This is a genomic window from Streptomyces sp. NPDC104226, from assembly GCF_055584085.1.
Genome location: NZ_JBVJMS010000009.1, coordinates 21097 through 46761 on the forward strand (window position 1 = coordinate 21097; position 25665 = coordinate 46761).

23 protein-coding genes are annotated in these 25665 nt (G+C 73.4%); 10 read left to right on the top strand and 13 right to left on the bottom strand.

What is annotated here, in order from left to right:
- Positions 1-36 precede the first annotated feature (36 nt).
- Positions 37-4638 (bottom strand): ATP-dependent helicase, encoded by a 4602-nt coding sequence (locus tag ACZ60J_RS26755; protein ID WP_469685646.1) that lies wholly within the window; start codon positions 4636-4638, stop codon positions 37-39.
- Positions 4639-4718: 80 nt separating this feature from the next.
- Between ACZ60J_RS26755 and ACZ60J_RS26760 the strand changes: the two genes are divergently transcribed.
- On the top strand, positions 4719-5567 hold the full coding sequence (locus ACZ60J_RS26760) for an AraC family transcriptional regulator (protein WP_469685647.1): 849 nt from the start codon (positions 4719-4721) through the stop codon (positions 5565-5567).
- A gap of 7 nt (positions 5568-5574) precedes the next feature.
- Here the strand turns inward: ACZ60J_RS26760 and ACZ60J_RS26765 are convergent, their stop codons facing one another.
- Positions 5575-6378, bottom strand: a complete 804-nt coding sequence (locus ACZ60J_RS26765) for a nucleotidyltransferase family protein (RefSeq protein WP_469685648.1) — start codon at positions 6376-6378, stop codon at positions 5575-5577.
- Positions 6379-6444: 66 nt separating this feature from the next.
- Between ACZ60J_RS26765 and ACZ60J_RS26770 the strand changes: the two genes are divergently transcribed.
- Both ACZ60J_RS26770 and ACZ60J_RS26775 read left to right on the top strand, forming a co-directional pair.
- Positions 6445-7164 (top strand): AzlC family ABC transporter permease, encoded by a 720-nt coding sequence (locus ACZ60J_RS26770; protein ID WP_469685649.1) that lies wholly within the window; start codon positions 6445-6447, stop codon positions 7162-7164.
- Positions 7161-7469 (top strand): AzlD domain-containing protein, encoded by a 309-nt coding sequence (locus ACZ60J_RS26775; protein ID WP_250751798.1) that lies wholly within the window; start codon positions 7161-7163, stop codon positions 7467-7469. Before ACZ60J_RS26770 ends, ACZ60J_RS26775 begins: the two co-directional genes overlap by 4 nt.
- Here ACZ60J_RS26775 and ACZ60J_RS26780 read toward each other — a convergent pair.
- Entirely contained in the window at positions 7438-8427 is a 990-nt protein-coding gene (locus tag ACZ60J_RS26780) for a hypothetical protein (protein WP_469685650.1), read from the bottom strand. The genes ACZ60J_RS26775 and ACZ60J_RS26780 overlap by 32 nt on opposite strands.
- Positions 8428-8508: 81 nt before the next feature.
- On the opposite strand from ACZ60J_RS26780, the gene ACZ60J_RS26785 reads away from it, so the two are divergent.
- Together ACZ60J_RS26785 and ACZ60J_RS26790 are read left to right on the top strand one after the other, a co-directional pair.
- Complete coding sequence (locus tag ACZ60J_RS26785) at positions 8509-8703, top strand: DUF3046 domain-containing protein (protein ID WP_214955542.1); 195 nt, start codon at positions 8509-8511, stop codon at positions 8701-8703.
- A 140-nt stretch (positions 8704-8843) separates the two neighbouring features.
- Positions 8844-10106 carry an AI-2E family transporter gene (locus tag ACZ60J_RS26790; protein ID WP_469685652.1) on the top strand — a complete coding sequence of 421 codons (1263 nt, stop codon included), beginning with the start codon at positions 8844-8846 and terminating at the stop codon, positions 10104-10106.
- Here ACZ60J_RS26790 and ACZ60J_RS26795 read toward each other — a convergent pair.
- Together ACZ60J_RS26795 and ACZ60J_RS26800 are read right to left on the bottom strand one after the other, a co-directional pair.
- Positions 10054-10815 carry a Clp protease N-terminal domain-containing protein gene (locus ACZ60J_RS26795; RefSeq protein WP_469685654.1) on the bottom strand — a complete coding sequence of 254 codons (762 nt, stop codon included), beginning with the start codon at positions 10813-10815 and terminating at the stop codon, positions 10054-10056. The two genes, ACZ60J_RS26790 and ACZ60J_RS26795, sit on opposite strands and share 53 nt — an antisense overlap.
- An 89-nt stretch (positions 10816-10904) precedes the next feature.
- Positions 10905-11465, bottom strand: a complete 561-nt coding sequence (locus ACZ60J_RS26800) for a 2'-5' RNA ligase family protein (RefSeq protein WP_469685656.1) — start codon at positions 11463-11465, stop codon at positions 10905-10907.
- A gap of 184 nt (positions 11466-11649) precedes the next feature.
- On the opposite strand from ACZ60J_RS26800, the gene recA reads away from it, so the two are divergent.
- The 3 genes from recA to ACZ60J_RS26815 all read left to right on the top strand — a co-directional run bounded on the left by recA (position 11650) and on the right by ACZ60J_RS26815 (position 16090).
- Positions 11650-12762 (top strand): recombinase RecA, encoded by a 1113-nt coding sequence (gene recA / locus ACZ60J_RS26805; RefSeq protein WP_469685657.1) that lies wholly within the window; start codon positions 11650-11652, stop codon positions 12760-12762.
- Positions 12763-12765: 3 nt separating this feature from the next.
- Entirely contained in the window at positions 12766-13419 is a 654-nt protein-coding gene (recX, locus tag ACZ60J_RS26810) for a recombination regulator RecX (RefSeq protein WP_469685659.1), read from the top strand.
- A 124-nt stretch (positions 13420-13543) separates the two neighbouring features.
- On the top strand, positions 13544-16090 hold the full coding sequence (locus ACZ60J_RS26815; protein WP_469685661.1) for an FtsX-like permease family protein: 2547 nt from the start codon (positions 13544-13546) through the stop codon (positions 16088-16090).
- A 676-nt stretch (positions 16091-16766) separates the two neighbouring features.
- Here ACZ60J_RS26815 and ACZ60J_RS26820 read toward each other — a convergent pair.
- The 8 genes from ACZ60J_RS26820 to ACZ60J_RS26855 form a co-directional block, all read right to left on the bottom strand.
- Positions 16767-17156, bottom strand: a complete 390-nt coding sequence (locus ACZ60J_RS26820) for a rhodanese-like domain-containing protein (protein ID WP_469686155.1) — start codon at positions 17154-17156, stop codon at positions 16767-16769.
- A complete protein-coding gene (locus tag ACZ60J_RS26825; protein WP_469685663.1) occupies positions 17147-17692 on the bottom strand; it encodes a cupin domain-containing protein in 546 nt (181 codons plus the stop codon). The genes ACZ60J_RS26820 and ACZ60J_RS26825 overlap by 10 nt, the downstream gene beginning before the upstream one ends.
- 73 nt (positions 17693-17765) lie before the next feature.
- On the bottom strand, positions 17766-17852 hold the full coding sequence (locus tag ACZ60J_RS26830) for a putative leader peptide (RefSeq protein ID WP_311318651.1): 87 nt from the start codon (positions 17850-17852) through the stop codon (positions 17766-17768).
- Positions 17853-17884: 32 nt separating this feature from the next.
- Positions 17885-19468, bottom strand: coding sequence for an FAD-dependent monooxygenase (locus ACZ60J_RS26835; protein WP_469685665.1), 1584 nt, complete (start codon positions 19466-19468; stop codon positions 17885-17887).
- A 220-nt stretch (positions 19469-19688) separates the two neighbouring features.
- Positions 19689-20558 carry an amino acid ABC transporter permease gene (locus tag ACZ60J_RS26840; protein WP_469685666.1) on the bottom strand — a complete coding sequence of 290 codons (870 nt, stop codon included), beginning with the start codon at positions 20556-20558 and terminating at the stop codon, positions 19689-19691.
- Entirely contained in the window at positions 20555-21226 is a 672-nt protein-coding gene (locus tag ACZ60J_RS26845) for an amino acid ABC transporter permease (RefSeq protein ID WP_469685668.1), read from the bottom strand. The genes ACZ60J_RS26840 and ACZ60J_RS26845 overlap by 4 nt, the downstream gene beginning before the upstream one ends.
- Positions 21227-21342: 116 nt before the next feature.
- Positions 21343-22194: a glutamate ABC transporter substrate-binding protein gene (locus tag ACZ60J_RS26850; protein WP_469685669.1), complete on the bottom strand. Its 852-nt coding sequence runs from the start codon at positions 22192-22194 to the stop codon at positions 21343-21345.
- A 104-nt stretch (positions 22195-22298) separates the two neighbouring features.
- Positions 22299-23084 (bottom strand): amino acid ABC transporter ATP-binding protein, encoded by a 786-nt coding sequence (locus ACZ60J_RS26855; RefSeq protein WP_469685671.1) that lies wholly within the window; start codon positions 23082-23084, stop codon positions 22299-22301.
- A gap of 284 nt (positions 23085-23368) precedes the next feature.
- Here ACZ60J_RS26855 and ACZ60J_RS26860 point away from each other — a divergent pair, with 284 nt between their 5' ends.
- Both ACZ60J_RS26860 and ACZ60J_RS26865 read left to right on the top strand, forming a co-directional pair.
- Positions 23369-24130 (top strand): response regulator transcription factor, encoded by a 762-nt coding sequence (locus tag ACZ60J_RS26860; protein WP_469685673.1) that lies wholly within the window; start codon positions 23369-23371, stop codon positions 24128-24130.
- Positions 24131-24142: 12 nt separating this feature from the next.
- Complete coding sequence (locus ACZ60J_RS26865; protein WP_469685674.1) at positions 24143-25561, top strand: sensor histidine kinase; 1419 nt, start codon at positions 24143-24145, stop codon at positions 25559-25561.
- The last annotated feature ends 104 nt before the right edge of the window (positions 25562-25665 follow it).

Genomic DNA, 25665 nt, shown 5'->3' on the forward strand with positions numbered 1-25665 from the left:
ACCCTCCTCCCGGCGAAGGATACGGAGAGCGGCGGGTCAGTGGCGGAGGCGGAGGCCCTGGGGGGTGGCATGGAAGCCGGAGGCTTCCGTGGGTGGGGCGTAGGGGGAGGTGAGGGCGGGGGCGGCGTTGATGCGTTCCACCGTGAGGGTGGGGAGGGTGCCGTTGCGGGAGGCGGTGGTGAGGGCCGTCAGGGCGGCCGTCAGGCGGGGGTCTTCCGGGTCGGGCCAGGCCAGGAGGGTCTTGCCGCCGCGCTCCAGGTAGAGGGTGAGTTCGCCGTCGACCAGGACGACCAGGGAGCCCGCCTTGCGGCCCGGCTTGTGGGTGGCGCCGGTCGGGGGCTCCGGCCACGGGAGGGCGGCGCCGTAGGCGTTCGCCGGGTCGGCTGCGGCGAGGACCACCGCCGCCAGCGGGGGCGGGGTGCGCTCGGCGGCGCGGAGACGGTCGACCGCGCCGTCCATGGCGAACTGGGCCGCGCCCAGGCCTTCGACCACGTAGCCCCTGCGCGCCTGGCCGCTGTCCTCGAAGGCCGAGAGGACGCGGTAGACCGCGCTGAAGCCGCCTTCCACGCCTTCCGCTGCGACCGCGCCCCGGGTCACCACCCCATGGCGGTCCAGCAGGGTGCGGGCCAGGGCGTGTGCGCGGTGCGTCGGGTCCGGGGCGTGGACCGGGAGCAGGGACCAGCGGCCCGACACCGTGGGCGGGCCCGTACGGGACGAGGGGCCGGTGAGGGTGCCGTAGCGGCCGCGGGGGATCGTACGGCGGGCACGGTGGGCGGTGGCGCCCGCCGTGCGGCCCGAGCCGAGGAGGGAGCGCAGAGGGGCCAGGGTGTCGTTGGTCAGGCGGCCCGACCAGGCCAGGTCCCAGACGGCGGAGGAGAGGTCCGCGTCCGAGGCGTCCGGGTGCAGGGAGCGGGCCCGGTCCGTGAGCTGGCGGAAGAACAGGCCGTATCCGCCGGACAGGGCGGAGAGGACCGCTTCGTGGAGCGGGGTGAGCTCCAGGGGGTGTGGGGGCGGCAGGAGCAGGGGGGCCGCGTCCGCGAGGTAGAGGGAGACCCAGCCGTCCTTGCCCGGCAGGGCGCCCGCGCCCGCCCAGACGACCTCGCCGGTGGTGGTGAGCTCGTCGAGGAGGGTGGGGGAGTACCCCGCGACGCGGGAGGGGAGGATCAGGCGTTCGAGGGCGGAGGCGGGCACCGCGGCGCCCTGGAGCTGTTCGATCGCCCGGGCCAGGCCGTCGATGCCGCGCAGGGCTCCGCCCAGGTGCTGCCACTGGGGGAGGAAGGTGGCGAGGGAGGCGGGAGGAACCGGCTCCAGTTCCTGGCGCAGAGCGGCCAGGGAGCGCCGCCGCAGCCGTCGCAGAACCGTGGCGTCGCACCATTCCTGGCCGATGCCCGCCGGGTGGAACTCGCCCTGCACCACCCGGCCGGCCGCCGCGAGCCGGTGCAGCGCACCGTCCGTCACGGCCGTGCCCAGCCCGAAGCGGGCGGCGGCGGTGACCGTGGTGAAGGGGCCGTGGGTGCGGGCGTACCGGGCCAGGAGGTCGCCGAGCGGGTCCTTCACCGGCTCGGTGAACGCCTCCGGGACACCCACCGGGAGCGCCGTGCCCAGCGCGTCGCGCAGCCGGCCGGCGTCCTCGACGGCCGCCCAGTGGTCCTCGCCCGCGATCCGGACCCGGATCGCCCGGCGGGAGGCGCCGAGGGACGGCGCCCACTCCGCTTCCGCCCCGCGGGCGGCCAGCTCGGCCGGGGTGAGCGGGCCCAGCAGGCGCAGCAGGTCGGCCACCGACTCGGCGTCCTTGGCCCGCCGGTCCCCGGTCAGCCACTGGAGCTCCTGCTCCAGCTCCGCCAGTACCTCCGCGTCGAGCAGTTCGCGGAGCTCGGCCTGGCCGAGCAGCTCGGCCAGCAGCCGGGAGTCCAGCGACAGTGCGGCCGCCCTGCGCTCGGCGAGGGGCGAGTCGCCCTCGTAGAGGAACTGGGCGACGTACCCGAAGAGGAGGGAGCGGGCGAAGGGGGACGGTTCGGGCGTCGTGACCTCGACGAGGCGGACCCGGCGTGCCTCGATGTCTCCCATCAGCTCGGTCAGGCCCGGCACGTCGAAGACGTCCTGCAGGCACTCCCGTACGGCTTCCAGCACGATCGGGAAGGAACCGAACTCGGAGGCCACCTGGAGCAGTTGCGAGGCGCGTTGCCGCTGCTGCCACAGGGGGGTGCGCTTGCCCGGGTTGCGACGGGGCAGCAGCAGGGCGCGGGCCGCGCACTCGCGGAAGCGGGAGGCGAACAGGGCGGAGCCGCCCACCTGGTCGGTGACGATCTGCTGGACGTCCCCGTGGTCGAAGGCGACGTCCGCCGCGCCCAGCGGGGGCTTCTCGTCGTCGAAGTCGAAGGCGGCGGAGCCGCCCCGCGCGGGGTCGTGGTCCAGCAGGTCCAGGTCCATGCTCAGCAGGTCCGCGTCCGGCAGGCGGAGCACGATGCCGTCGTCGGCGTGCATGACCTGCGCGTCCATCCCGTACCGCTCGGAGAGCCGGGCGCCGAGCGCCAGCGCCCAGGGGGCGTGCACCTGGGCGCCGAACGGGGAGTGGACGACGACCCGCCAGTCGCCGAGCTCGTCGCGGAACCGCTCGACGACGATGGTCCGGTCGTCCGGTACGTGGCCGCAGGCCTCGCGCTGTTCGGCGAGGTAGGACAGGACGTTCTCGGCGGCCCAGGCGTCCAGGCCCGCCGCCAGCAGGCGCAGCCGGGCGTCCTCGGGCGCGAGGCCGCCGAGCTCCCGCAGGAACGCGCCGACCGCGCGGCCCAGCTCCAGCGGGCGGCCCAGCTGGTCGCCCTTCCAGAACGGGAGGCGGCCCGGGACGCCGGGAGCGGGGGTGACCAGGACGCGGTCGCGGGTGATGTCCACGATCCGCCACGAGGTGGTGCCGAGGGTGAAGACGTCGCCGACGCGGGACTCGTAGACCATCTCCTCGTCGAGCTCGCCGACCCGGCCGCCGCCCTTCTTCGGGTCGGACCCGGCCAGGAAGACGCCGAAGAGCCCGCGGTCCGGGATGGTCCCGCCGGAGGTGACCGCGAGCCGCTGGGCGCCGGGCCGGCCGGTGATCGTACCGGCGACGCGGTCCCATACGACACGGGGCCTGAGCTCGGCGAACGCGTCCGAGGGGTAGCGGCCCGCCAGCATGTCCAGCACCGCCGTGAAGGCCGAGTCGGGCAGCGCCGCGAAGGGGGCCGCCCGGCGCACCAGGGCGAGCAGGTCGTCGAGCTGCCAGGTGTCCATCGCGGTCATCGCGACGAGCTGCTGGGCGAGGACGTCCAGCGGGTTGGAGGGGATCCGCAGGGACTCGATCGAGCCCGTGCGCATCCGCTCGGTGACCACGGCCGCCTGGACGAGGTCGCCCCGGTACTTGGGGAAGACGACACCGGTGGAGACCGCGCCCACCTGGTGCCCGGCGCGGCCCACCCGCTGCAGCCCGGAGGCAACCGACGGCGGGGACTCCACCTGGATGACGAGGTCCACGGCGCCCATGTCGATGCCGAGCTCCAGGCTGGAGGTGGCGACCACGGCGGGCAGCCGGCCCGCCTTCAGGTCCTCCTCCACCAGCGCCCGCTGCTCCTTGGAGACCGAGCCGTGGTGGGCGCGGGCCATCAGCGGCGGGGCGCCCTGGGCGGCGCCCGACTGGGCCATGATCTCGGCCGGGGGCGGGCCCTCGGGCAGCGGGCCGCCCGTGGCACGCTCGTACGCGATCTCGTTGAGCCGGTTGCACAGCCGCTCGGCGAGGCGGCGGGAGTTGGCGAACACGATGGTGGACCGGTGGGCCTGCACCAGATCGGCGATCCGCTCCTCCACCTGCGGCCAGATGGAGGGCTTGTCGCCGCCCTCCTTGCCCTCGGTGGCGGGCGATCCGCCCAACTCCCCCATGTCCTCGACCGGGACGACCACCGACAGGTCGAACTCCTTGGTGGAGGGCGGCTGGACGATCTCCACCTTGCCGCGCGGAGCGAGGTAACGGGCCACCTCCTCCACCGGGCGGACCGTCGCCGAAAGGCCGATCCGGCGCGCGGGGCGGGGCAGCAGCTCGTCCAACCGCTCCAGGGACAGCGCGAGATGGGCGCCGCGCTTGGTGCCGGCGACCGCGTGCACCTCGTCCAGGATCACCGTCTCGATCCCGGACAGGGCCTCGCGGGCGGCCGAGGTCAGCATCAGGAACAGCGACTCGGGCGTGGTGATCAGGATGTCCGGCGGCCGGGTCACCAGCGCGCGCCGCTCGGCCGGCGGGGTGTCGCCGGAGCGGATCCCGACCCGGATCTCGGGCTCGGGCAGGCCCAGGCGCACCGATTCCTGCCGGATACCGGTCAGCGGGCTGCGGAGATTGCGCTCCACGTCCACCGCCAGGGCCTTCAGGGGCGAGATGTACAGCACCCGGCAGCGCTTCTTCGGATCCGCCGGGGGCGGGGTCGAGGCGAGCTGGTCGAGGGCGGCGAGGAAGGCGGCCAGGGTCTTGCCGGAGCCGGTGGGAGCCACCACCAGCACGTCCGAACCCGCACCGATGGCCCGCCAGGCGCCCTCCTGGGCCGCGGTGGGCGAGACGAAGGCCCCCGTGAACCAGGAACGGGTCGCGGGGGAGAACGAGTCGAGCGCAGTACCGGACATGCCCCCATCGTGCACCCACCCGCTGACAACGGGCCGGACCTGTGGAAACACCCCGGCCGGGCCGGGCGCAGAATGGGGGCATGGGGACCGGGACCGGATCGGACGAGGGCCGTCGGGAGTGGGCGCGGCACTGGCAGTACGCGGAACTGCCCGGGCTGGACCTGCTGCGCGCCCACTACGTGCGCCACACCTTCCCGCGCCACGCCCACGACGGGTACGTCATCGCGGCCGTCACCGGCGGCATCGAGGAGATCGGCCTGCCCGGGGACACCCTGCAGGCCGGGCCCGGCAGCGTCGTCCTGATCAACCCCGAGGTCCCGCACACCGCACGCGCCGGGGTTCCCGAGGGCTGGGCCTACGCCACCCTCTACCCCTCCCGGGCGCTGATCGCCGAGGTCGCCACCGAGATCGGGACCCTGCGCGGGACCCCCGGCTTCACCGCCGCCATGGTCACCGACCCGCAGGCCTCGCGGGCCATCACCGAGGTCCACCGGGCGGCCGAGGCCGGCAACGCGCTGGCCGCCGACACCCTGCTGCGCGGAGTGGTGGCCCGGATGCTGACCCGGCACGCCGGGCCGCTGCCCGCCCGGACGGCGGGCCGCGCGGGCGCCGCCGACGCCGAGCGGGCCCGGGCCGTACTGGAGGAGCGGATGGCGGATCCCCCGTCCCTGGAGCAGCTCGCGGCGGAGCTGGGGACCAGCCCCTTCGCCCTGCTGCGCGCCTTCCGGGACCGGTACGGCATGCCCCCGCACACCTGGCTGACCGACGCCCGGGTCCGGCGGGCGCGCCGGCTGCTCGACGCCGGGATCCCCCCGGCGGAGGCAGCCGTCACCGTCGGCTTCACCGACCAGCCGCACCTGAACCGGCACTTCACCCGCATCGTGGGGGTCCCCCCGGGGGCGTACCGGCGGGGGCGGGCGGCCGGTTAGGTCGTCTCTATGCGGCCAGCGCCGCGCGGGTCTCCTCGATCAGGGTGCGGGCCTCGGCCACCGTGGCCGTCAGGGACTCGGGAGTGGTGCCCTGGGCGCCCAGCAGGGTGCGGACGCGGTCGCCGAAGCCGGCGGGGGCCGACGGCAGGAGTTCCGCCGCGGCCAGGGCGCCCTTCTCGTTGAGGCACCAGCGGCGGTCCGCCGCGTACAGGGCCTGGACGAGGATGCCGAAGGCGCGGGAGAGGCAGAGGGAGACGTACAGGGCGTCCGCGCGGGCCGCGCCCTTCGCGGCGCCCGCGGCGAGGAACTCCGCCTCCCAGGCCCCGGCGATCAGGGCGTCCCGGAGCGGCTCCGGGTAGGCCGAGACCGTGGTGCGCAGGGCGGTCAGTTCGCCCGTCGGGTCCGCGAGGACCTGGCCCAGGGCCACCTCCCCCGGGTAGCAGGGGGACCAGAAGCCGAGCGGGTGGCCCGGCTGCACGCCCACCTCGTAGCGGCCCTCGCGGCAGTCCCGCCATACGCTCTCGACCCGGTCCAGGTCCCGCAGGATCCAGTCCACCGCCACGCCGTCGACACGCAGCCAGGCTCCGCCGTTGACCCAGGGGCCCCAGCCGCCCGGACCGGCCACCTCCACGTCCGGTCCGGCCAGTGCGCCCAGTGCGACCAGGTCGAGGGTGCCGCGGTAGTAGACGCCGAGGTCCCAGTCCGATTCGGGGCGGTGCTCGCCGCGGGCCCGGCTGCCGCCGAGCATGACTCCGCGCACGCCGGGCACCTCGGCCAGCCGGTCCGCCATTTCCTTGATCACTTCGTGCATGGTGCAAGAACGTACAAGACCGGGATGGCGTGGCCACGTAATTTTCGGGGCGTGGGAGAACAGAGGATGGTCATACGAGAAGGACCCGGCCGGGAGGCACCCGGCGGGGCGCCCGCGGCGGACAAGCCGCGCGCTGCCGTCGTCCGGGACGCGCTCGGTGTCGGAGTGGCGGTCGGGCTGTCGGGATTCGCCTTCGGGGTGACCGCGGCCGGGGCCGGGGTCAGCACCCTCCAGGCGTGCGTGCTGAGCCTCCTGGTGTTCACCGGGGCCTCGCAGTTCGCTCTGGTCGGAGCCCTGGCCGCCGGCGGGAATCCGTTCACGGCCGCCGCCGGGGCCTTCTTCCTCGGGACCCGCAACGCCTTCTACGGGCTGCGGCTGTCCCAGCTGCTCGCGCTGCCCAAGGGCGTGCGCCCCTTCGCCGCGCACTGGGTGATCGACGAGACCACCGCCGTGGCCCTGGCCCAGCCCGACCGGAAGTCCGCGCGGCTCGGGTTCACCGTGACCGGGCTGAGCCTCTACGCCCTGTGGAACCTCACCACCCTGCTCGGCGCGCTCGGCGCCGAGGCCATCGGGGACACCAGGGCGTGGGGGCTGGACGCCGCCGGGCCCGCCGTGTTCCTCGCGCTGCTCGCGCCGATGCTGAAGACCGGCACCGAACGGGCCGTCGCCGGGCTCGCCCTCGTCCTCGGGCTGGGCCTGCTGCCCGTACTGCCCGCCGGGGTGCCCGTGCTGATCGCGGCGCTGGCCGCGCCGATCGTGCTGTGGATGAAGGGACGCCGCCCGTGAACGTCTGGATCGCCATCGGGATCACCGTCGTCGGCTGCTACGCCGTGAAGCTCGCCGGACTGCTCGTCCCCGCCGGAGCCCTGGAGCGGCCCGCGGTGCGCAAGCTCGCCGCCCTGCTGCCGGTCGCACTGCTCGCCGCGCTCACCGCGCAGCAGACCTTCGCCACCGGGCAGGAGCTCGTGCTCGACGCCCGCGCGGCCGGGCTCGCGGCCGCCGCGGTCGCGCTGGTGCTGCGGGCCCCGTTCCTCGTCGTGGTCGCCGCGGCCGTCGCCGTCACCGCGGGGCTGCGGGCCCTGGGAGGCTAGGCCCCGGGAGCCGGCCGTACGCGCGCAGGGTCAGCAGCGCCTCCAGCGTGGCGATCGGGCGCCGCTCCAGCGAGCTGCCCGGCGCCCACCCGTCGCGCCGCACCGGCCAGCCTCCGTCCGGCTGCTGCAGGCCGGCCAGGAAGTGCAGCGAGCCGTACAGCTCCGCGTCCGTGAACCAGCCGCGGGCGACGGACTCCGGGCGGCGGGCGAAGTCGTACGGGTACAGGTGCTCGCCCGCCGTGCGGTCGGGGAGCGGCGGGTGCGCGTGCGGCCGGCCCGGATCCAGTACGACGAGCCGGTGGTCGCGGACGAGCCGGCCCAGCCGGTCGGCGGCGGCCGCGGCCCGGGCCCGGTCGGGCACCCCGTCGAGGAAGGCCACCGCGCCCTGGACCTCGTACGGGTTCCAGTGGCGCAGGTTCTCCACCCGGTCCCAGCAGAAGTCCGTCGCCCGGAACAGCCACGCGTGCCACACCCGGTTGCGGTGCAGGATCCCCACGACGGGGCCGGTGGCCAGCAGGTCGCCCGGCGGATCGTCCTGCAGCGGGTGGTAGGGGGCCGCCGGGTAGCCGCCGGAGGCCGGAGCGGTCGCGGGGAGCGCCCCGTCCGGGGTGGAGATCCGGGTCAGGTGGGCGCAGAGCCGCTCGATGCGCTGTCCGGCGCAGCGGCCAAGGTCGTCCAGGACGCGCAGGGCGTGGGCGGTGTGCAGCGGGTGGCTCAGCGGACCGCGCAGATCCGGGTCGAGGGCGTGGCCGTACCCGCCGTCGCCGCCGAGGTGGGCGCCGAGGGCGGCATCGACCGGGTCCGCGTCCCCGCCGAGGAAGTGGAACGCGAACCGCCGCTGTTCCAGCACGCGGGCCGTGAGCCAGATGAACTGCTCGGCGCGGGCGAGCGCGCTCGTCGCCGTGGCCGCTGTGGTCCCTGTGGTCGCCGCCGGGGCGCGGGCTTCGTCTCCAGGCATGCCAGGAACCGTAGGGGCCCCGGCCGCGCAGAGGTGGCCCGAACGGGGACGGTGCACTCTCCGGGGCGGGATACTGGGGGCATGCGGTTGACGATTTTCTGGGAGCGGATGGCCGAGCACTTCGGTGCGGGCTACGCGGACTCCTTCGCGCGGGACCACGTCATGACGGAGCTCGGGGGGCGCACCGTCCACGAGGCGCTGGACGCGGGCTGGGAGGCCAAGGACGTGTGGCGCGCGGTGTGTTCGGCCGTGGACGTGCCTGCTTCGCTGCGCTAGCGGGGCACGGCCGGTGCCCTGGCAGGGCGACCCGTGCGCGGGCCGGCGGCCGGCCGGGGTGCGGCTCGGGCGAGCGCCGCGCCGGTGGGTCCGGGCGACCGCTTGGCGGTACGCGGCGCCGGTGGGACAGACTTGGCGGCGTGGCAGCCACCGAAGAGACGACCGACCAGCCCGAAGGCCCCCGGCGCGCTCGTCCGCCCGGCCCGGCGACCCCGGCGGACGCGGGAGACCCCCCGGCCGGGGCTCCGGGTACGGGGGACCCCGGAGCGCCGGGCGGCCCCGCCGAGGGCGCGGCCGCGGATGCCCGGATGCCGCGCTGGCTGCCGCGCGCGGTGGTCCTCGTACTGGCCCTGGTGGCCTGCTTCCAGCTCGGCAGCTGGGCCTTCCACCAGCTGATCGGGCTGCTCGTCAACATCCTGATCGCGTTCTTCCTCGCACTCGCGATAGAACCGGCCGTGGCCCGGATGGAGGCCCGCGGCATGCGCCGCGGGCTCGCCACCTTCCTGGTGTTCCTCGGAGTGTTCGTCGCGTCCGTCGGATTCCTCGTCCTGCTCGGCTCGGTCCTCGCCGCGCAGATCGTCGACCTGGTGGAAGGCTTCCCCGGCTATCTCGACTCGCTGATCGGCTCGATCAACGACACCTTCCACACGGACCTGTCCCGGCTGGACATCCAGGACAGCCTGTTGCACTCCGACTGGCTGCAGAAGTACGTGCAGAACAGCGCGAGCGGCGTGCTCGACGTGTCCGCCACCGTGCTCGGCGGACTGTTCAAGCTGCTGACGATCGGTCTGTTCTCCTTCTACTTCGCCGCCGACGGGCCGCGACTGCGCCGCGCACTGTGCTCCGTACTCCCGCCCAGGAAGCAGGCGGAGGTGCTGCGGGCGTGGGAGATCGCCGTCACCAAGACGGGCGGGTACCTCTACTCGCGCGGGCTGATGGCACTGATCTCCGGGATCGCGCACTACATCGTCTTCGCGGTGCTGGGCGTGCCGTACGCGCCCGCGCTCGCGGTGTGGGTGGGGCTGGTGTCGCAGTTCATCCCCACCATCGGCACCTACCTGGCGGGCGCGCTGCCCATGCTGATCGCCTTCACGGTCAACCCCTGGTACGCGCTGTACGTCCTCGGATTCGTGGTGGTGTACCAGCAGTTCGAGAACTACGTGCTGCAGCCGAAGCTGACGTCGAAGACGGTGGACATCCACCCGGCGGTGGCCTTCGGATCGGTCATCGCCGGCACCGCCCTGCTGGGCGCGGTCGGGGCGCTCATCGCGATCCCGGCCGTCGCCACGATGCAGGCCTTCCTCGGCGCGTACGTGAAGCGGTACGCGCTGACGGGCGACGCGGACGCCTCTACTTCCCGGCCTCGTCCGCGGAGGCGAGTACGGCTGCCAGGGCGTCGTTGACCCAGTTCTCGACGGCGTCCTTGTCCACGCCGAGGCCGCTGAGGGTTCCGCTGCCGTTCTCGAGCTCCAGGAGCGCGAGCAGGACGTGCTCGGTGCCCACGTAGTTGTGGCCGAGCCGCAGGGCCTCGCGGAAGGTGAGCTCCAGGGCCTTCTTCGCGGAGGCGTCGAAGGGGACCAGGGCGGGGAGCTCCGCCGCGGCCGGAGGCAGGCCGGCGGTCGCGGCGGCGCGCACGGCGTCGGCCGTGACGCCCTGGTCGGCGATGGCGCGGGCGGCGAGGCCGTCGGGTTCGGCCAGCAGGCCGAGGACGAGGTGCTCGGTACGGATCTCGCTGTTGCTCGCGGCGCGGGCCTCGTTCTGCGCGGTCACGATCACGTTGCGCGCGCGGGGCGTGAAGCGGCCGAAGCCCTGGCTGGGGTCGAGCCCGGCGTCACCCTCCTTGTCGGCCTTGGGAACGAAGCGCTTCTGGGCGGCCTGGCGGGTGACGCCCATGCTGCGGCCGATGTCGGTCCAGGAGGCGCCGGAGCGGCGGGCCTGGTCGACGAAGTGGCCGATGAGGTGGTCGGCGACGTCCCCGAGGGCCTCGGCGGCCACGACTGCGCCGCTGAGCTGCTCCAGGGTGTCGGTGTGGACCTTCTTGATGGCCTCGATGAGGTCGTCGAGGCGTACCGGATTGGTCATGCGAACGGGTTCCACCGAAGGGTTCGTCATGGGTGCAACCCTAGGTTGACAGTCGAGAGGGTGTCAACCCTGGGTTGTCACTCGTCGGGCTCCCGCGGTGCTCGGGACTCCCGCGGCGCTCACGCCTCCCGCAGCCTGAAGCTCGCGCGCTCCCGCCAGGCCGTCCCGTCGTAGGCGACCAGGTCGACGGTGCGGACGCGGGCGGCGAGGGGGAGCCGGCCGGTCAGGTCGGCCTCGGCGGCGTCCAGGTCCGCCTCGGCGGCGCGCTGGGCCACCGTGAGGTGCGGGGCCGGGTCCCCGTAGCGGCCGCCGTAGGGCTTGACGTCGGGCCAGCGGTCGGTGATCGCGCGGGTCAGCCGGCGCAGCGGGGCGTCCGGCTCCGGGGCGAGGTAGAGCATCCCCGGGAACCGGCCGGTCCGCTCGAAGCGCAGGTCGAAGGCGTGGTGGGGGCTCAGGGCGGCGGCGATCCCGGCGCGGACCGAGGCGTCGACCAGACCCTCCGGGAGGAACGGGTAGAGCACGCTCACGTGCGCCGGGACCCCGGCCCCGGCCCGGGCCGCGGGGTCGATCCGGTCCCGCCAGTCCCGGACGGCGGGTTCCGCTTCGGGGATCCGCACGATGAGCGCGGTGCGCCCGGCGGGGAACATGCTGGAGGTGGTGTCGTCCGCGGTGGCCTTCATGGGACCGGATCATGTCAGCCGCCGGTGGGGCGGACGGGTCCGGCGTGGCGCGCTTGACAGGGAAATCGAACACGCATTCTTATTGGTTATCCACAGCCAAAACGGACGTGGGACCGCGTTGTCAGTGGCAGGCGTTAGCGTCAATGGCGTGAAGCGATCGACTCAAGCAAATCGGGTGGAACCCATGGCAGGCAACGACCGCGAGAAGGCTCTCGAAGCCGCGCTCGCACAGATTGAACGGCAGTTCGGCAAGGGTGCCGTGATGCGTCTCGGCGACAAGCCGAACGATCCCATCGAGGTCATCCCCACCGGATCGACCGCGCTGGACATCGCGCTCGGCGTCGGCGGACTGCCGCGCGGCCGTGTGATCGAGGTGTACGGGCCGGAGTCCTCCGGTAAGACGACCCTGACGCTGCATGCCGTGGCCAACGCGCAGAAGGCCGGCGGCACCGTCGCCTTCGTGGATGCCGAGCACGCGCTCGACCCCGAGTACGCCAAGGCCCTCGGCGTCGACACGGACAACCTCATCCTGTCCCAGCCGGACACCGGCGAGCAGGCGCTGGAGATCGTGGACATGCTGGTCCGCTCCGGTGCGCTCGACCTCATCGTCATCGACTCCGTCGCGGCCCTCGTGCCCCGCGCGGAGATCGAGGGCGAGATGGGCGACTCGCACGTGGGTCTCCAGGCCCGTCTGATGAGCCAGGCCCTCCGGAAGATCACCGGTGCGCTCAACCAGTCCAAGACCACCGCGATCTTCATCAACCAGCTCCGCGAGAAGATCGGTGTGATGTTCGGCTCGCCGGAGACCACCACCGGTGGCCGCGCGCTGAAGTTCTACGCCTCCGTGCGCCTCGACATCCGGCGCATCGAGACCCTCAAGGACGGCACGGACGCGGTCGGCAACCGCACCCGCGTCAAGGTCGTCAAGAACAAGGTCGCGCCCCCCTTCAAGCAGGCCGAGTTCGACATCCTCTACGGCATGGGCATCAGCCGCGAGGGCGGCCTGATCGACATGGGCGTGGAGCACGGCTTCGTCCGCAAGGCCGGTGCCTGGTACACGTACGAGGGCGACCAGCTCGGCCAGGGCAAGGAGAACGCGCGGAAGTTCCTGTGCGACAACCCCGCCCTCTCCGACGAGATCGAGCGCAAGATCAAGGAGAAGCTGGGCGTCGGTGTCCGCAAGGACGCCGCCGAGGCCGGTGAGGCCGGCGCGGACGCGTCCGCCGAGACCGCCGCGGTGCCCGCCCCCGCGTCGAAGGCCAAGACCGCGGTCAAGGCCGCCGTCGCCAAGAGCTGACCCGTGTGGGAGCAGGAAAGGGGCGGCGCCGAAGGCGCTGAGGACCGCCGTGAGGGCAGTCGCCGGGGCCGCCGCGAGAGCGGCGGCCGGGGAGGCCGCCGTACGGAGGGCCGCGAGGGCCGGGAGGACCGGGAAGGCCGGGAAGGCCGCCAGGAACTGCCGCCCCAGAGTCCCGAGGAGCAGGCGCGGGCGATCTGTCTGCGCCTGCTCACCGGGATGCCGCGCACCCGGCGGCAGCTCGCGGACGCCCTGGCCAAGCGGGACATCCCCGAGGAGGTGTCGGAGCAGGTCCTCTCCCGGTTCGAGGAGGTGGGCCTGATCGACGACGCCGCCTTCGCCGGGGCCTGGGTCGAGTCCCGGCACCGGGGCCGGGGACTGGCCCGCCGGGCGCTCGCACAGGAGCTCCGTACCAAGGGGGTGGCACCCACCCTCGTCCAGGAGGCCCTGGAACAGCTGGACTCCGACCAGGAGGAGGAGACCGCCCGGGAGCTCGTGGAGCGCAAGCTCCGCGCGACCCGGGGCCTGGAGCGGGACAAACGGATCCGGCGCCTCGCCGGAATGCTCGCCCGCAAGGGATACCCCGAGGGCATGGCCCTGCGGGTGGTCCGCCGCGCGCTGGAGGCCGAGGGCGAGGACTCCGAAGAACTGACGTTCTGACGGCCCGGCGGGGGGATACCGGGCCGGGTGGTGCGCCGGATCGTGTGGGGTGGGGTTAGCCCCCGGCCGGGGACGCCGGGGCGCTCCAATGTCCCAAGACGGCCCCGGCGGCAGAGTTTTCACCATGATGCTGCGCTACGCACTCCAGACCGTCCGAGACCGCAAAGCCGGTTTCCTCGGCGCCTTCCTCGCCCTGCTGTGCGCGGCGGCCCTCGTGACCGCCTGCGGAACCCTCCTGGAGACGGGGCTCCGCGGGACGATCGCCACCGAGCGCTACGCGGGCGCCCCGGTCGTCGTCTCCGCCGACCAGAACGTCCATGCGACGACGGTCAAGGAGAAGAAGGGCAAGTCCAAGACGAAGCACAAGGCCAAGCCCGTCGCCGAACGGGCCTGGCTGCCCGCCACCCTCGTGGACACCGTCCGCGCCGTGCCCGGAGTCGAGCGGGCCGTCCCCGAACTCACCTTCCAGGCCGTACCGCTCACCCGGGGCGGCCCCGGCGGCGACGGCGCACAGGCCTCGTACGGGCACGCCTGGAGCTCGGCCGCGCTCACCCCCTTCACGCTGGCCGAGGGCCGCGCACCCCAGGGTGGTGACGAGGTCGTCGTCGACCGCGGACTCGCCGCCCGCGCGGCCCTGAAGCCCGGCTCCGAGCTCACCGTGCAGTCCACCGGCGCGCCCAAGACCTACACGGTCAGCGGGATCGCCGCCACGGCCGGCGGGAGCCTCGCGCACCAGAGCGCGCTGTTCTTCGGCGACGCCGAGGCGCAGCGGCTAGCCGTCCGCGACGGCCGGGTCAGCGCCATCGGGGTACTGCCCCGGGGCGGAGTCGACGCCGGCGAGCTGGCCGGACGGATCCGCCAGGCGCTCCAGGGCACCACCGCGCAGGTGGCCACCGGCGACGGCCGGGGCCCCGTGGAGTTCCTCGACGCGGCCGGGGCCCGGATCAAGCTGGTCTCCATGGGCGGCGCGATGGGCGGTACCTCGCTCCTCGTCGCGGTCCTCGTGGTCGTCGGCACCTTCTCCCTGTCGATCCAGCAGCGCCACCGCGAGCTCGCCCTGCTCCGCGCCATCGCCGCCACCCCCAAGCAGCTGCGGCGCATGATCGGCCGCGAGGCGCTGCTCGTGGGGCTCGCCGCCGGAATCGCCGGAGCCCTCGCCGGGCTGCCCCTGGCCGCCTGGCTGCACGGCCGGTTCGTCGAAGCCGGGGTCGTCCCGGTGACCCTGGAGCGCACCGCCGGCATCTTCCCGATGATCGCCGCCGTCGGCGCGAGCCTGCTCGGAGCATGGGCCGCGGCCCGGATCACCGCACGCCGGGTGGCTCGCGTCCGTCCCGCCGAAGCACTCGCCGAGGCCGCCGTCGAGCGGAAGCGGCCCGCGTGGACGCGGCTCACCGCCGGGGCGCTGCTGCTCGCGGCCGGGGCGGTGCTCGTCGCCGTACTCAGCACGCTGCGCACCGAGCCGGCTTCGACTCCGGTCACCTTCCTCGCCGTCGTGGTGCTCGCCGGAGCCGTCTCACTGCTGGGCCCGCTGATCGTCAAGGGCGCGGCCGCACTGCTCGCCGGGCCGCTGCGGCTGGCAGGCCCGGGCGGCCGGCTGGCCACCGCCAACCTGCGCGGCAACGCGACCCGGATGGCCTCCGCGGTCACCCCGCTCACCCTGCTGATCGGGATGGCCTGCACCGTGCTCTTCGTCACTCCGACGCTCGGCGACGCCGCCCGGGCGCAGGCCCGTGAGGGAGTACGGGCCGAGTGGGTGCTCCAGGGACGGGGGCCGGGGGTCCCCGGCGCCGCCGTCGAGCGGATCCGCCGGACCCCCGGGGTCCTCGCGGCCACCGAGATCGTGCACACGTCGATCCGGGTGGGGCTGACGAAGTACGCCGCGCAGGGCGTGACCCCGGCCGGGCTCGACCGGACCTGGGACCCCCGGGTGACGGCCGGGAGCCTGGCCGGGTTCGGGGAGCGGAGCGTCGCGGTGAGCGAACTGGCCGCGGACCAGCTGGGCCTGAAGCCGGGCAGCCCGCTCTCGCTGACGCTGGGCGACGGAACGCCCGTCACCCTGACCGTGTCCGCGGTGTACGCGCGGGGACTGGGCTTCGGCGACGTGACGCTGCCGCACGGCCTGACGGCCGCGCACGTCGACGATCCGCTGGCTTCGAGCGTGCTCGTGGCGGGGCCGGCGGCGCGGGAGGTGCTCGCCTCGGCGGTACGGGAGTACCCGGGCGTGGCCGTGTTGTCGGCAGCCGAAGCGGACGGCGCGCGGGCGGAGCGGCAGGCGGCCGGGTCGGAGATCAACCTGCTGGCGATGGGGCTCGTCCTGGCCTTCACCGCGATCGCGGTGGCCAACACGCTGGCCATGTCCACGGGGGAGCGGCTGCGGGAGTTCGCGATGCTGAGGCTCGCGGGGGCGACGCGGAGGCAGGTGCGGGGGATGCTGCGGGCCGAGGCGCTGGCGGTGCTCCTGATGGGGGTGGTGCTGGGGTCGGGGATCGCGCTGGCCGTCCTCACCGCGTTCAGCGTGGGCATGACGGGGTCGGCAGCCGCGGTGGTGCTGCCGCTGGTGTACGGGGTCGTCGTGGGCGGGGCCGGGCTGGTGGCGCTGTGCGCTACGGGCTTCGCCGGGCGGGTGGCGATGCGGCCGCGGCCGGTGGACCTCGCGGCGGCCAAGGCCTAACCCCGGGGCGGCCCCCGGCCCCGGCCCCCGCCTCCGGCGCCGGTGGGCCGGGGGCCGTCGCTTTGGGCCGCCCCGGGCCCGGGGTGAGTGTCCCGCTCCGCGGAGAGAAATCCCCTACCCGCCCTTCCACCGTTCCCCGGGCGCCGCCCGGACCCGCGCCTCAAACGCCGGCGGGGCTGGGGGAAGGCCCCGGTCCTCAAACGCCGGCGGGGCTGGGGGAAGGCCCCGGTCCTCAAGCGCCGGCGGGGCTGGGGGAAGGCCCCGGTCCTCAAGCGCCGGACGGGCTGGAGGGGCCCGGGCTGCGCCCGGACCCCCTGGGGCTCCGCCCCAGACCCCGCGCCTCAAACGCCGGCGAGGCTGGATTGTGCCGCGCAGCGGCAAAACCAGCCCGTCCGGCGTTTGAGGCGCGGGGGTCCGGGGACTGGTCCCCGGCAACGGCGCCGCACGCGGCAACGGGTCCGGGCGCAGCCCGGGGAACGGGCGAAGGGTGGGTAGGGGACCCCAGCCCCGCAGGGCACGCCCAGCCGCACCCGCCCACCGGCCCCATGCCGAGACGGCAGAGGCAGCAGCCCCGACCGGCCACCGACGGACGGAGTCCGGCGCAGCGCCGCGAAGCCCGCGCAGCGGTGCGAGCGACGCGTCAAGAAGGGACCTGTGCAGCGGTGCGAGCGGTGCGTCAGGAAGGCTGCGTGACGGGCAGGCCCGCTGCCTTCCAGGACTGGAAGCCGCCCGTGAGGTCCGTCGCGTTGGGGAGGGACAGGGCGTGGAGGGAGGCCGCCGCGAGGGTGGAGGCGTAGCCCTCGTTGCAGATGACGATGATGCGGACGTCGTGGTCCACCGCCTCCGGGAGGCGGTGCGAGCCTTCGGGGTCGAGGCGCCATTCCAGTTCGTTGCGCTCGACCACCAGCGCGCCCGGGATCAGTCCGTCCCGCTCCCGCAGGGCCTGGTACCGGATGTCGACCAGCAGGGCCCCGGTCAGGGACTCCGCGTACGCCTGGGCCGCGTCCACGCGGGTGTACGTGGTCCGCAGCCGGTCGACGAGGGCGTCGATGCCGCTCACTGCCAGTCCGCCGGACGCTCGACCTGCTCCAGCGTGAGCACCGGGCCGGTGCGGCTGTAGCGGCGGATCAGGGGCAGCGGCGGGTAGTACGCGTGGACGGAGATCGCGTGCTCGGTGACGGACTCGTTGAGCACCTCGTGGACGTGGTGCTCGCCGAAGGCCCGCCCGGTGCCCGCGCCCAGCCGGCGCGTGCGGTCCACGTCGGGGGCCAGGGAGAGGGACTGCCAGCCCTCCGACGGGAGGCGGACCGCAAGGGAGTTCTCCGTGAGGTGTCCGCGTGCGGTGGTGAACGCGCCCCGCGACTCGGCGTGGTCGTGCCAGCCGGTGCCGGTGCCGGGCGGCCAGCCGATCAGCCAGGCCTCGCTGCCGCCCGGGCCGTCGAGCCGGATCCACGTCCGGCCTTCGGGATCGAGGGGGAGGGAGGCGATCAGTTCGGGGTCGGAGGCGATGCGCCGGGTGAAGGCGAGGAGATCCGCAGCCGAGAGGGCCGGGGTGGCAGCCGGAGCCGCCGCCGGGGCAGGGGCGTGCGTGGGTGCAGGCATGGAGGATGACCGTCCTGGGGGTTCGCGAGAGCGCGCGGCAGACCCGCATGGGGGCGCGCGAGGGAAGGGCGAATCAGCAGGAAGGGCGACACACGCAGCCCGCGTAGCGGAGCAGGTCCATATGGACCCTCCGCCACAGGCGTACGTCGTTGCCGGTCATGTCCGCGAGTGAAGCACGACTCGGCCGGAGGGTCAATCGATCACGGGTGCGGCGGCGGGCAGGGCCCGGGGGCTCGGGGCTGGTGCGGCCGTCGGGGCTCCGTGCCGGACCGAGTCCGCGGCCTCGTACAGCCCGGCCGGGTCGACCCCGGCGAAGGTGGCCGCGAGGTGTCCGTCGGGTCGTACGAGGAGCACGGTGTGGGCCGCCGCCCCGGGGTATCCGTCCGCCACGAGCAGTTCCGCCCGGACGGGCAGCGCGGAGACGGCCGCCGCGAGGCGGGGCATCAGGCCGGCGCCCAGCCAGTGCCGCCGGTCCCATACCCCGGTGCCCGGGGCGACGAGGATCACGAGGAGCCGGCCCCGCCCCAGCTGGTCGCGCAGCGGCACCGTCGAGCCGTCGGGCGCGGTGACCGGGACGTTCTCGACGGACCCGCCCGGCTCGGTGGCGGTGGGTACGTCGTGGACGGCCACGGGCGGGGCGTACACGGGCTCCGCGCCGAGCGGGCCCCGCCCCAAGTGGCCGTCAGTGAGGAGGAGTTCGGCGGCGCGCGAGGCTCCGGGGAGGTACGTGCGCAACCCGCCCCCGGTGCGCAGCGCGGGCATGGCCTGGTCGGCGGCGCGCAGCCGGGCGGACACCGCCCTGCGGCGCTCGGCCTCGTAGCTGTCGAGGAGGGCTTCGGAGGCCCCCTGGTGCCAGGCGAGGGAGAGCTTCCAGGCGAGGTTCTCGGCGTCCCGGAGGCCCTCCTGCACGCCCTGGGTGCCGAGCGCGCCGAGCAGGTGCGCCGCGTCCCCGGCGAGGAAGCAGCGGCCGTCGCGCCAGCGCCGGGCGAGCCGGTGGTGCAGGGTGTGGACCCCGGTGTCGAGGAGCTCGTACGGGGGTGTCGTGCCCCCGCACCACGCCGCGAGGCTGTCGCGGATGAGGGTCACCAGCGCGTCGGGGGTGACCAGGTCCCCGCGCGCGGGGAGCAGCCAGTCCAGCCGGTACACCCCGTCGGCCAGCGGCCGGGCGGTGACTTCCTCGGGCGGGCTGCGGTCGAGCAACGCCTCGCCCGGCCAAGGCAGTTCGGTGCGCAGGGCGGCCACGGCGTGCCGCTCGACGGCGGTGCGGCCGGGGAAGCGGATGCCGAGCAGCTTGCGCACGGTGGAGCGGGCCCCGTCGCAGCCCACCAGGTGGCTGCCGCGCCACCACGTGGTCTCGGCGCCCCGGGTGTGGGCGGTCACCCCGCGGTCGTCCTGCTCCAGGGCGTCGAGCTTGCTCTCGGTGACCAGCTGGACCAGGGGATGTGCGGCTGCGGCGTCGCGCAGTCCGCGGGCCAGGGCGTGCTGGGGCAGGTGGATCGGGGCCGGGCCGTCCTCGAAGGTGATCCGCTGGGACTCGCGGCCGCGCCGCATGGTGCGCCAGGCGGCGAAGTACGCACCCTCGTCGCGCAGCGTCGTACAGCCCAGCCGGTGCACCATCGCGGCGGTGTCGGCGTGCAGGGCGACGGTGCGCGCGGGGCGGGGTTCGTCCTTGCCGGATCCCTCGTCGAGCACGACGCAGGGCACGCCCTGGCCGGCCAGGGCGAGGGACAGGGACAGCCCGACGGGTCCCGCGCCGACGACGATCACCGGGTCCATGATGTGGCTCCCGGTGTCCGGTATGTGATCACAGAACGTATGCAACCCACTGGAGGTGCCTGCGTCAAGTGACGCCGGGCCGGACAATGCCGTGTGGTGCGGCGGATGAGTTCCGCCGCACCACATGTGTCCCGCCAGTGTACTGACCGGCTGTCAGGCCGGGTGCCGGACGTGAGTCCGAGCAGATGTCCGAGGTTCGCCGGGATTGACCGAGGGTCGGTCAGACGGCGGAGCCTGCGTCGAACCGGGTGGCCGGGACGGTCGCGTCCGTGGTCCGCTTCGACTTCCGTAGACGGCCCTCCATCCAGGAGGCGAAGCTGGTGAGGGCGAAGTTCATCACGATGTAGATCGCGGCGATCACGATGAGGGTCGGGATGACGTTGCTGTAGTTGGCGGCGATCTGCCGGTTCATCGACAGCAGTTCGGCCAAGCCGAGGATCGCGCCGCCGAGCGCGGTGTCCTTGAGGATGACGACGAGCTGGCTGACCAGGGCCGGCAGCATCGCCGTGACCGCCTGCGGGAGCAGGACGTACGTCATGACCTGGCCCTTGCGCATGCCGATCGCCTTCGCGGCGTCGGTCTGGCCGTTCGGGAGCGACTGCACGCCGGCGCGGACGATCTCGCCGATGACCGCGGAGTTGTACAGGACCAGGCCGGTGACCACCGCGTACAGCGGCCGGATCTCGGAGTCGACGCCCGTGAACTTCACGTAGAAGGCGGAGCCGAAGAGCATGAGCATCAGCACCGGGACGGCGCGGAAGAATTCGACCCACGTGCCCACGACGGCGCGTATCCACACGTGGTCGGAGAGTCGGCCGATGCCGAGCAGGGCGCCCAGCGGCAGGGCGATCACCATGGCGATGGCGCCGGCCTTCAACGTCTCGCCGATGCCGGGCAGCAGGAACGTGGTCCAGACGTCGGCCTCGGTGACGAAGGGGCTCCACTTGTCCGCTTCGAGCTGCCCGTTGTCCGCGAGGGCGGAGAGCACCCACCACGCGAGGGCGGCGGCCACGACGAGGAAGATCCCGCTGTAGATCCAGTTGCGCACCTTGGCCCGGGGGCCAGGGGTGTCGTACAGCACGGAGCTCATCGCTTCACCGCCACTCGCTTGGCCACCCAGCCCAGCAGAAGGCCGGTGGGCAGAGTCAGGATGACGAAGCCGAGGGCGAACACCCCGAAGACGGCGAAGATCGCGGCCTCGTTCTCGTTTACTTCCTTCATCACCAGGGCTGCTTCGGCCACACCGATGGTCGCCGCCACCGTGGTGTTCTTGGTGAGGGCGATGAGCACGTTGGCGAGTGGCGCGATGACGGCCCGGAACGCCTGGGGGAGCACGACCAGCGTGAGGACCTGGAAGAAGCTCAGGCCCAGGGCGCGGGCCGCCTCGGCCTGTCCGACCGGGACCGTGTTGATGCCCGAGCGGATCGCCTCGCACACGAAGGTTCCCGTGTAGGCGATGAACCCGAGGACCGCGAGCCGGAAGCCGATCTCCTTGAAGGTGTCGCCGCCCAGCGTGACGCCCAGGGTCTGGTTGAGGCCCAGCGAGCAGCCGATGATCAGCACGGTCAGCGGGGTGTTGCGCACGAGGTTCACGTACGCGGTGCCGAAGCCCCGCAGCAGCGGGACCGGACTGACCCGCATCCCGGCCAGTACGGTGCCCCAGATCAGGGACCCGACCGCCGAGTAGAGGGTGAGCTGAACCGTCACCCAGAAGGCTCCGAGCACGTCGTACTGCCCGGAATCAAGAAAATCGAACACGATGGCCTGCGCTCTCCCCAGGATGGCCAGGTTGGCCGGTGGGGCACGGCGCCGCCCGCGGCAGGCGGGCGGCGACGCTCCTCACCGATGGATCGGCCGGCGGACCGGCCGCCGGGTCAGCTGCCTTCGGTGACCGCGGGGGCCGGCTCGGCCTTGTAGCCGGCGGGGCCGAAGTTCTTCTCGACGGCCGCGGTCCAGGCACCGTCCGCCTGCATCTTCTTGATGGCGGCGTTGACCTTGGTCTGGAGCTCCTTGTCGCCCTTCTTCAGACCGATGCCGTAGTTCTCGTTGCTCAGGCTCAGCCCGACCAGCTTGAACTTGCCCTTGTTCTTGTCCTGCGAGGCGTAACCGGCCAGGATCACGTTGTCCGTGGTCAGCGCGTCGACGGACTTGTTCTCCAGGCCGGTCAGGCACTCGGAGTAGCCACCCTGCTGCAGCAGGTCGGCCTCGGGGGCCAGCTTGGTCTTGACGTTCTGCGCGGACGTGGAGCCGGTGACCGAGCAGAGCTTCTTCTTGTTGAGGTCCTCGGCCTTGGTGATCGAGGTGTCGTCGGCGCGGACCAGCAGGTCCTGGTGCGCGAGGAAGTACGGGCCGGCGAAGTCGACCTTCTCCTTGCGCTTGTCGTTGATCGAGTAGCTCGCCACGACCAGCTTCACGTCGCCGTTGGAGATCAGGTTCTCGCGCTCGGCGCTGATGGCCTGCTTGAACTCGATCTGGTCCGGCGCGTAGCCGAGCTCCTTGGCCACGTACGTCGCCACGTCCACGTCGAAGCCCGTGAACTTGCCGTCGGGGGTCTTCAGGCCCACACCCGGCTGATCGAACTTGATGCCGATGACGATCTTGTCCTTCTTGCCGCCCGACGAGCCGGCGTCGCCGGGCTTGGTGCTGTCGCTGCTGCCGCAGGCGGTCGCGGTCAGGGCAAGTGCAACGGCGACGGCGGCGGCCGCGCCGACCTTGGAGAGCTTCATGGTGGACTTCCCTCGAAGTGAGACGTGAGACAGCGGTGAAGTGAACGTGCAGACGTGCGTTCCTGGACGACGATCCGTCACCGGATCACTACCAGATGCGAAGGTCAGTGGTGCAGGATCTTCGAGAGGAAGTCCTTGGCGCGGTCGCTCCGCGGGTTGCTGAAGAACTGCTCGGGCGTGGCCTCTTCGACGATCTTTCCGTCGGCCATGAACACCACGCGGTTCGCTGCGGAGCGGGCGAAGCCCATCTCGTGCGTGACGACGACCATGGTCATCCCCTCCCGGGCGAGCTGCTGCATGACCTCCAGCACCTCGTTGATCATCTCCGGGTCGAGGGCCGAGGTCGGCTCGTCGAAGAGCATCACCTTCGGGTCCATGGCCAGCGCGCGGGCGATCGCCACGCGCTGCTGCTGGCCGCCCGAGAGCTGGGCCGGGTACTTGTCGGCCTGCGAGCCGACGCCCACCCGGTCGAGGAGGGACTTGGCCTTCTCCATCGCCGCCGCCTGGTCCGTCTTGCGGACCTTGAGCTGACCCAGCATCACGTTCTGCAGCACCGTCTTGTGCGCGAAGAGGTTGAACGACTGGAAGACCATGCCCACATCGGCGCGCAGCTTCGCCAGTGCCTTGCCCTCCGACGGCAGTTGCTTGCCGTCGACGGTGATGCTGCCCGAATCGATCGTCTCCAGGCGGTTGATGGTCCGGCACAGCGTCGACTTGCCCGACCCCGAAGGGCCGATCACCACGACGACCTCACCGCGGGCAATGCTCAGATCGATGTCCTGAAGCACGTGCAGCGCGCCGAAGTGCTTGTTGACGTTGCTCAGCACGACCAGGTCGTCCGCGGCACCGGCCGCGTCCCGCACGTCCTTGGTCACTGATACTCCGCTCATCGGCTTGTGGCTCCGTCCTCCTCGGTTGGGAGGACAGTAGTGACGTGGCGCGCACAGCGTCAGTACATCTGAGGGAGAATTGAGCATAACGATCCGGCCTCGCACCGATACGCTCCGTACGCGCGGACGTCCGGCGCCGGCCCCGGCCGTACCGGGTGGATAACGGAACCCCCGACGAGCCGGAACCGTCTTGACGTGGGAGTCCGCATCGGCGTGGATGCTTGGTGGCCCATGATGTCCGCCATGCGAACGCGAAGAGACCGAGAGATGGAGAGGGGGACGACATGAAACTGCTGCTCGTCGAGGACGACGACCACGTCGCCGCCGCCCTGTCCGCGATCCTCGCCCGGCACGGCTTCAAGGTCACCCATGCCCGCAGCGGCGAGGAGGCCCTGCAGGCCCTGCTGTCGGCGGGCGCCCCGCCGCAGGCCTCTCCGTACGGGGTGATCCTGCTCGACCTCGGCCTGCCCGACCAGGACGGCTACGAGGTGTGCGGCAAGATCCGCAAGCGCACCAGCACGCCCGTCATCATGGTCACCGCGCGGGCCGACGTGCGCTCCCGCATCCACGGGCTCAACATGGGCGCCGACGACTACGTCACCAAGCCCTACGACACCGGCGAACTCCTCGCCCGCATCCACGCGGTGGCCCGCCGCACCGGCGCCTCCGAGGAGACCGCCGCCGCAGGCCCCGCCGGCACGCCCGGTGTGGTCCGGCTCGGGAGCGTGGGCATCGAGCTGTCCACCCGACGGGTCAGCGTGGACGGCGTCGACGTGGCGCTCACCCGCAAGGAGTTCGACCTGCTGGCGCTGCTCGCGCAGCGCCCCGGCGTGGTCTTCCGCCGCGAGCAGATCATCAGCGAGGTGTGGCGCACCAGTTGGGAGGGCACCGGCCGGACCCTCGAGGTGCACGTGGCCTCGCTGCGGTCCAAGCTGCGCATGCCCGCGCTCATCGAGACCGTCCGCGGTGTCGGGTACCGGCTCGTGGTGCCGCCCGCCCCGGCGGCCTCCGCCCCGCCCGCCGCCTCCGCTCCGCCCGCCGTCTAGCGGCGACCCGTCGTGCGCGCCCGTCTGCTCCCGCTGCTCGTCGTCCTGATGGCGGGCGTCCTGATCGCCTTCGGCTTCCCGCTCGCCGTGGCCCTCGCGGCCGGGCAGCAGCAGCGGGTGGTCGTCGACCGGATCGACGACAGCGCCCGCTTCGCCGCGCTCGCGCAGTTCGTCATCGACGCCGAGGGCTCGAAGTCCAGCGGAGCCGGTGAACGCCGGGAGACCCTCCAGCACGAACTGGCCCGCTACCAGGAGCTGTACGGGATCCGCGTCGGCATCTTCCGCCGCGACGACAACGCCATCGCCCGGTCCCCCAGCTGGTGGGAGCTGCCGGAGAAGGGGGAGGGGCGCGTCGCCTTCACCGAGGCGCTCGCGGGTCGGCGCAGCCACGACCCCGGCCAGGTGTGGCCCTGGCAGACCCACGGCAAACTCCTCGTCGTTTCACCGGTCGTCCTCGACGGGGACGTGGTCGCCGTGGTCGCCACCGAGTCGCCCACCGGCCAGATGCGCGCCCGGATCCTGCAGGGCTGGCTGGTGATCGCCGCCGGGCTCGGCGCGGCCATGCTCGTGGCCTTCGGCGCCGCCCTGCGGCTGACCAGCTGGGTGCTCAAGCCCGTCGGGACCCTGGACGCCGCCGCCCACGGCATCGCCACCGGGCGGATGAACTCCCGCGTCGCGGTGGGGGGAGGCCCCCCGGAACTCAGGCGGCTGGCCCGCTCGTTCAACGAGATGGCCGACAACGTCGAGGAAGTGCTGGAACAGCAGCGCGCCTTCGTCGCCGACGCCTCCCACCAACTGCGCAATCCGCTCGCCGCACTGCTCCTGCGGATCGAGCTGCTCGCCCTCGAACTGCCCGAGGGCAACGAGGAGATCGCCTCCGTACGGACCGAGGGAAAGCGCCTGACCCAGGTCCTGGACGACCTCCTCGACCTGGCCCTGGCCGAGCACGCCACCGCCGAGATCAGCCTGATCGACATCGCCGGGCTGGCCGCCGAGCGGGTGACCGCCTGGCGCCCGTTCGCCGAGGAGAAGGGCGTGCGGCTCACCAGGACGGGGCGCAGCGCCGCCACCGGCTGGGCGGACCCGATCGCGCTCTCCAGCGCGCTCGACGCCGTCGTCGACAACGCCCTCAAGTTCACGCCGGAAGGAGAGGACGTCGAGGTGGCGCTCTCCGTGGAGGGCGACCGGGTGCTGATCGTGGTCGCCGACCGGGGCCCCGGGCTCACCGAGGAGGAGCTGCTGCGGATCGGGGACCGGTTCTGGCGCAGCGGACGCCACCAGAACATCAAGGGCTCCGGGCTCGGCCTCTCCATCGCCCGGATCCTGCTCGGCGCGGGCGGGGGGTCCCTCTCCTACGAGAAGAACCCGCCGCACGGGCTGCGCGTGACGCTGGCCGTCCCGCGCACCGATCCGGCGGCCGCCCCCGAGTGAACCGCGGGGCAGCTGCCCGGGCGGCGGAGGGCGGCGCCGCGGGTGCCGCCGAGGGAGCGGCGGGTGCCGTCCGGAACCCCGCGAGAGTACGGCGCCGACGGCGG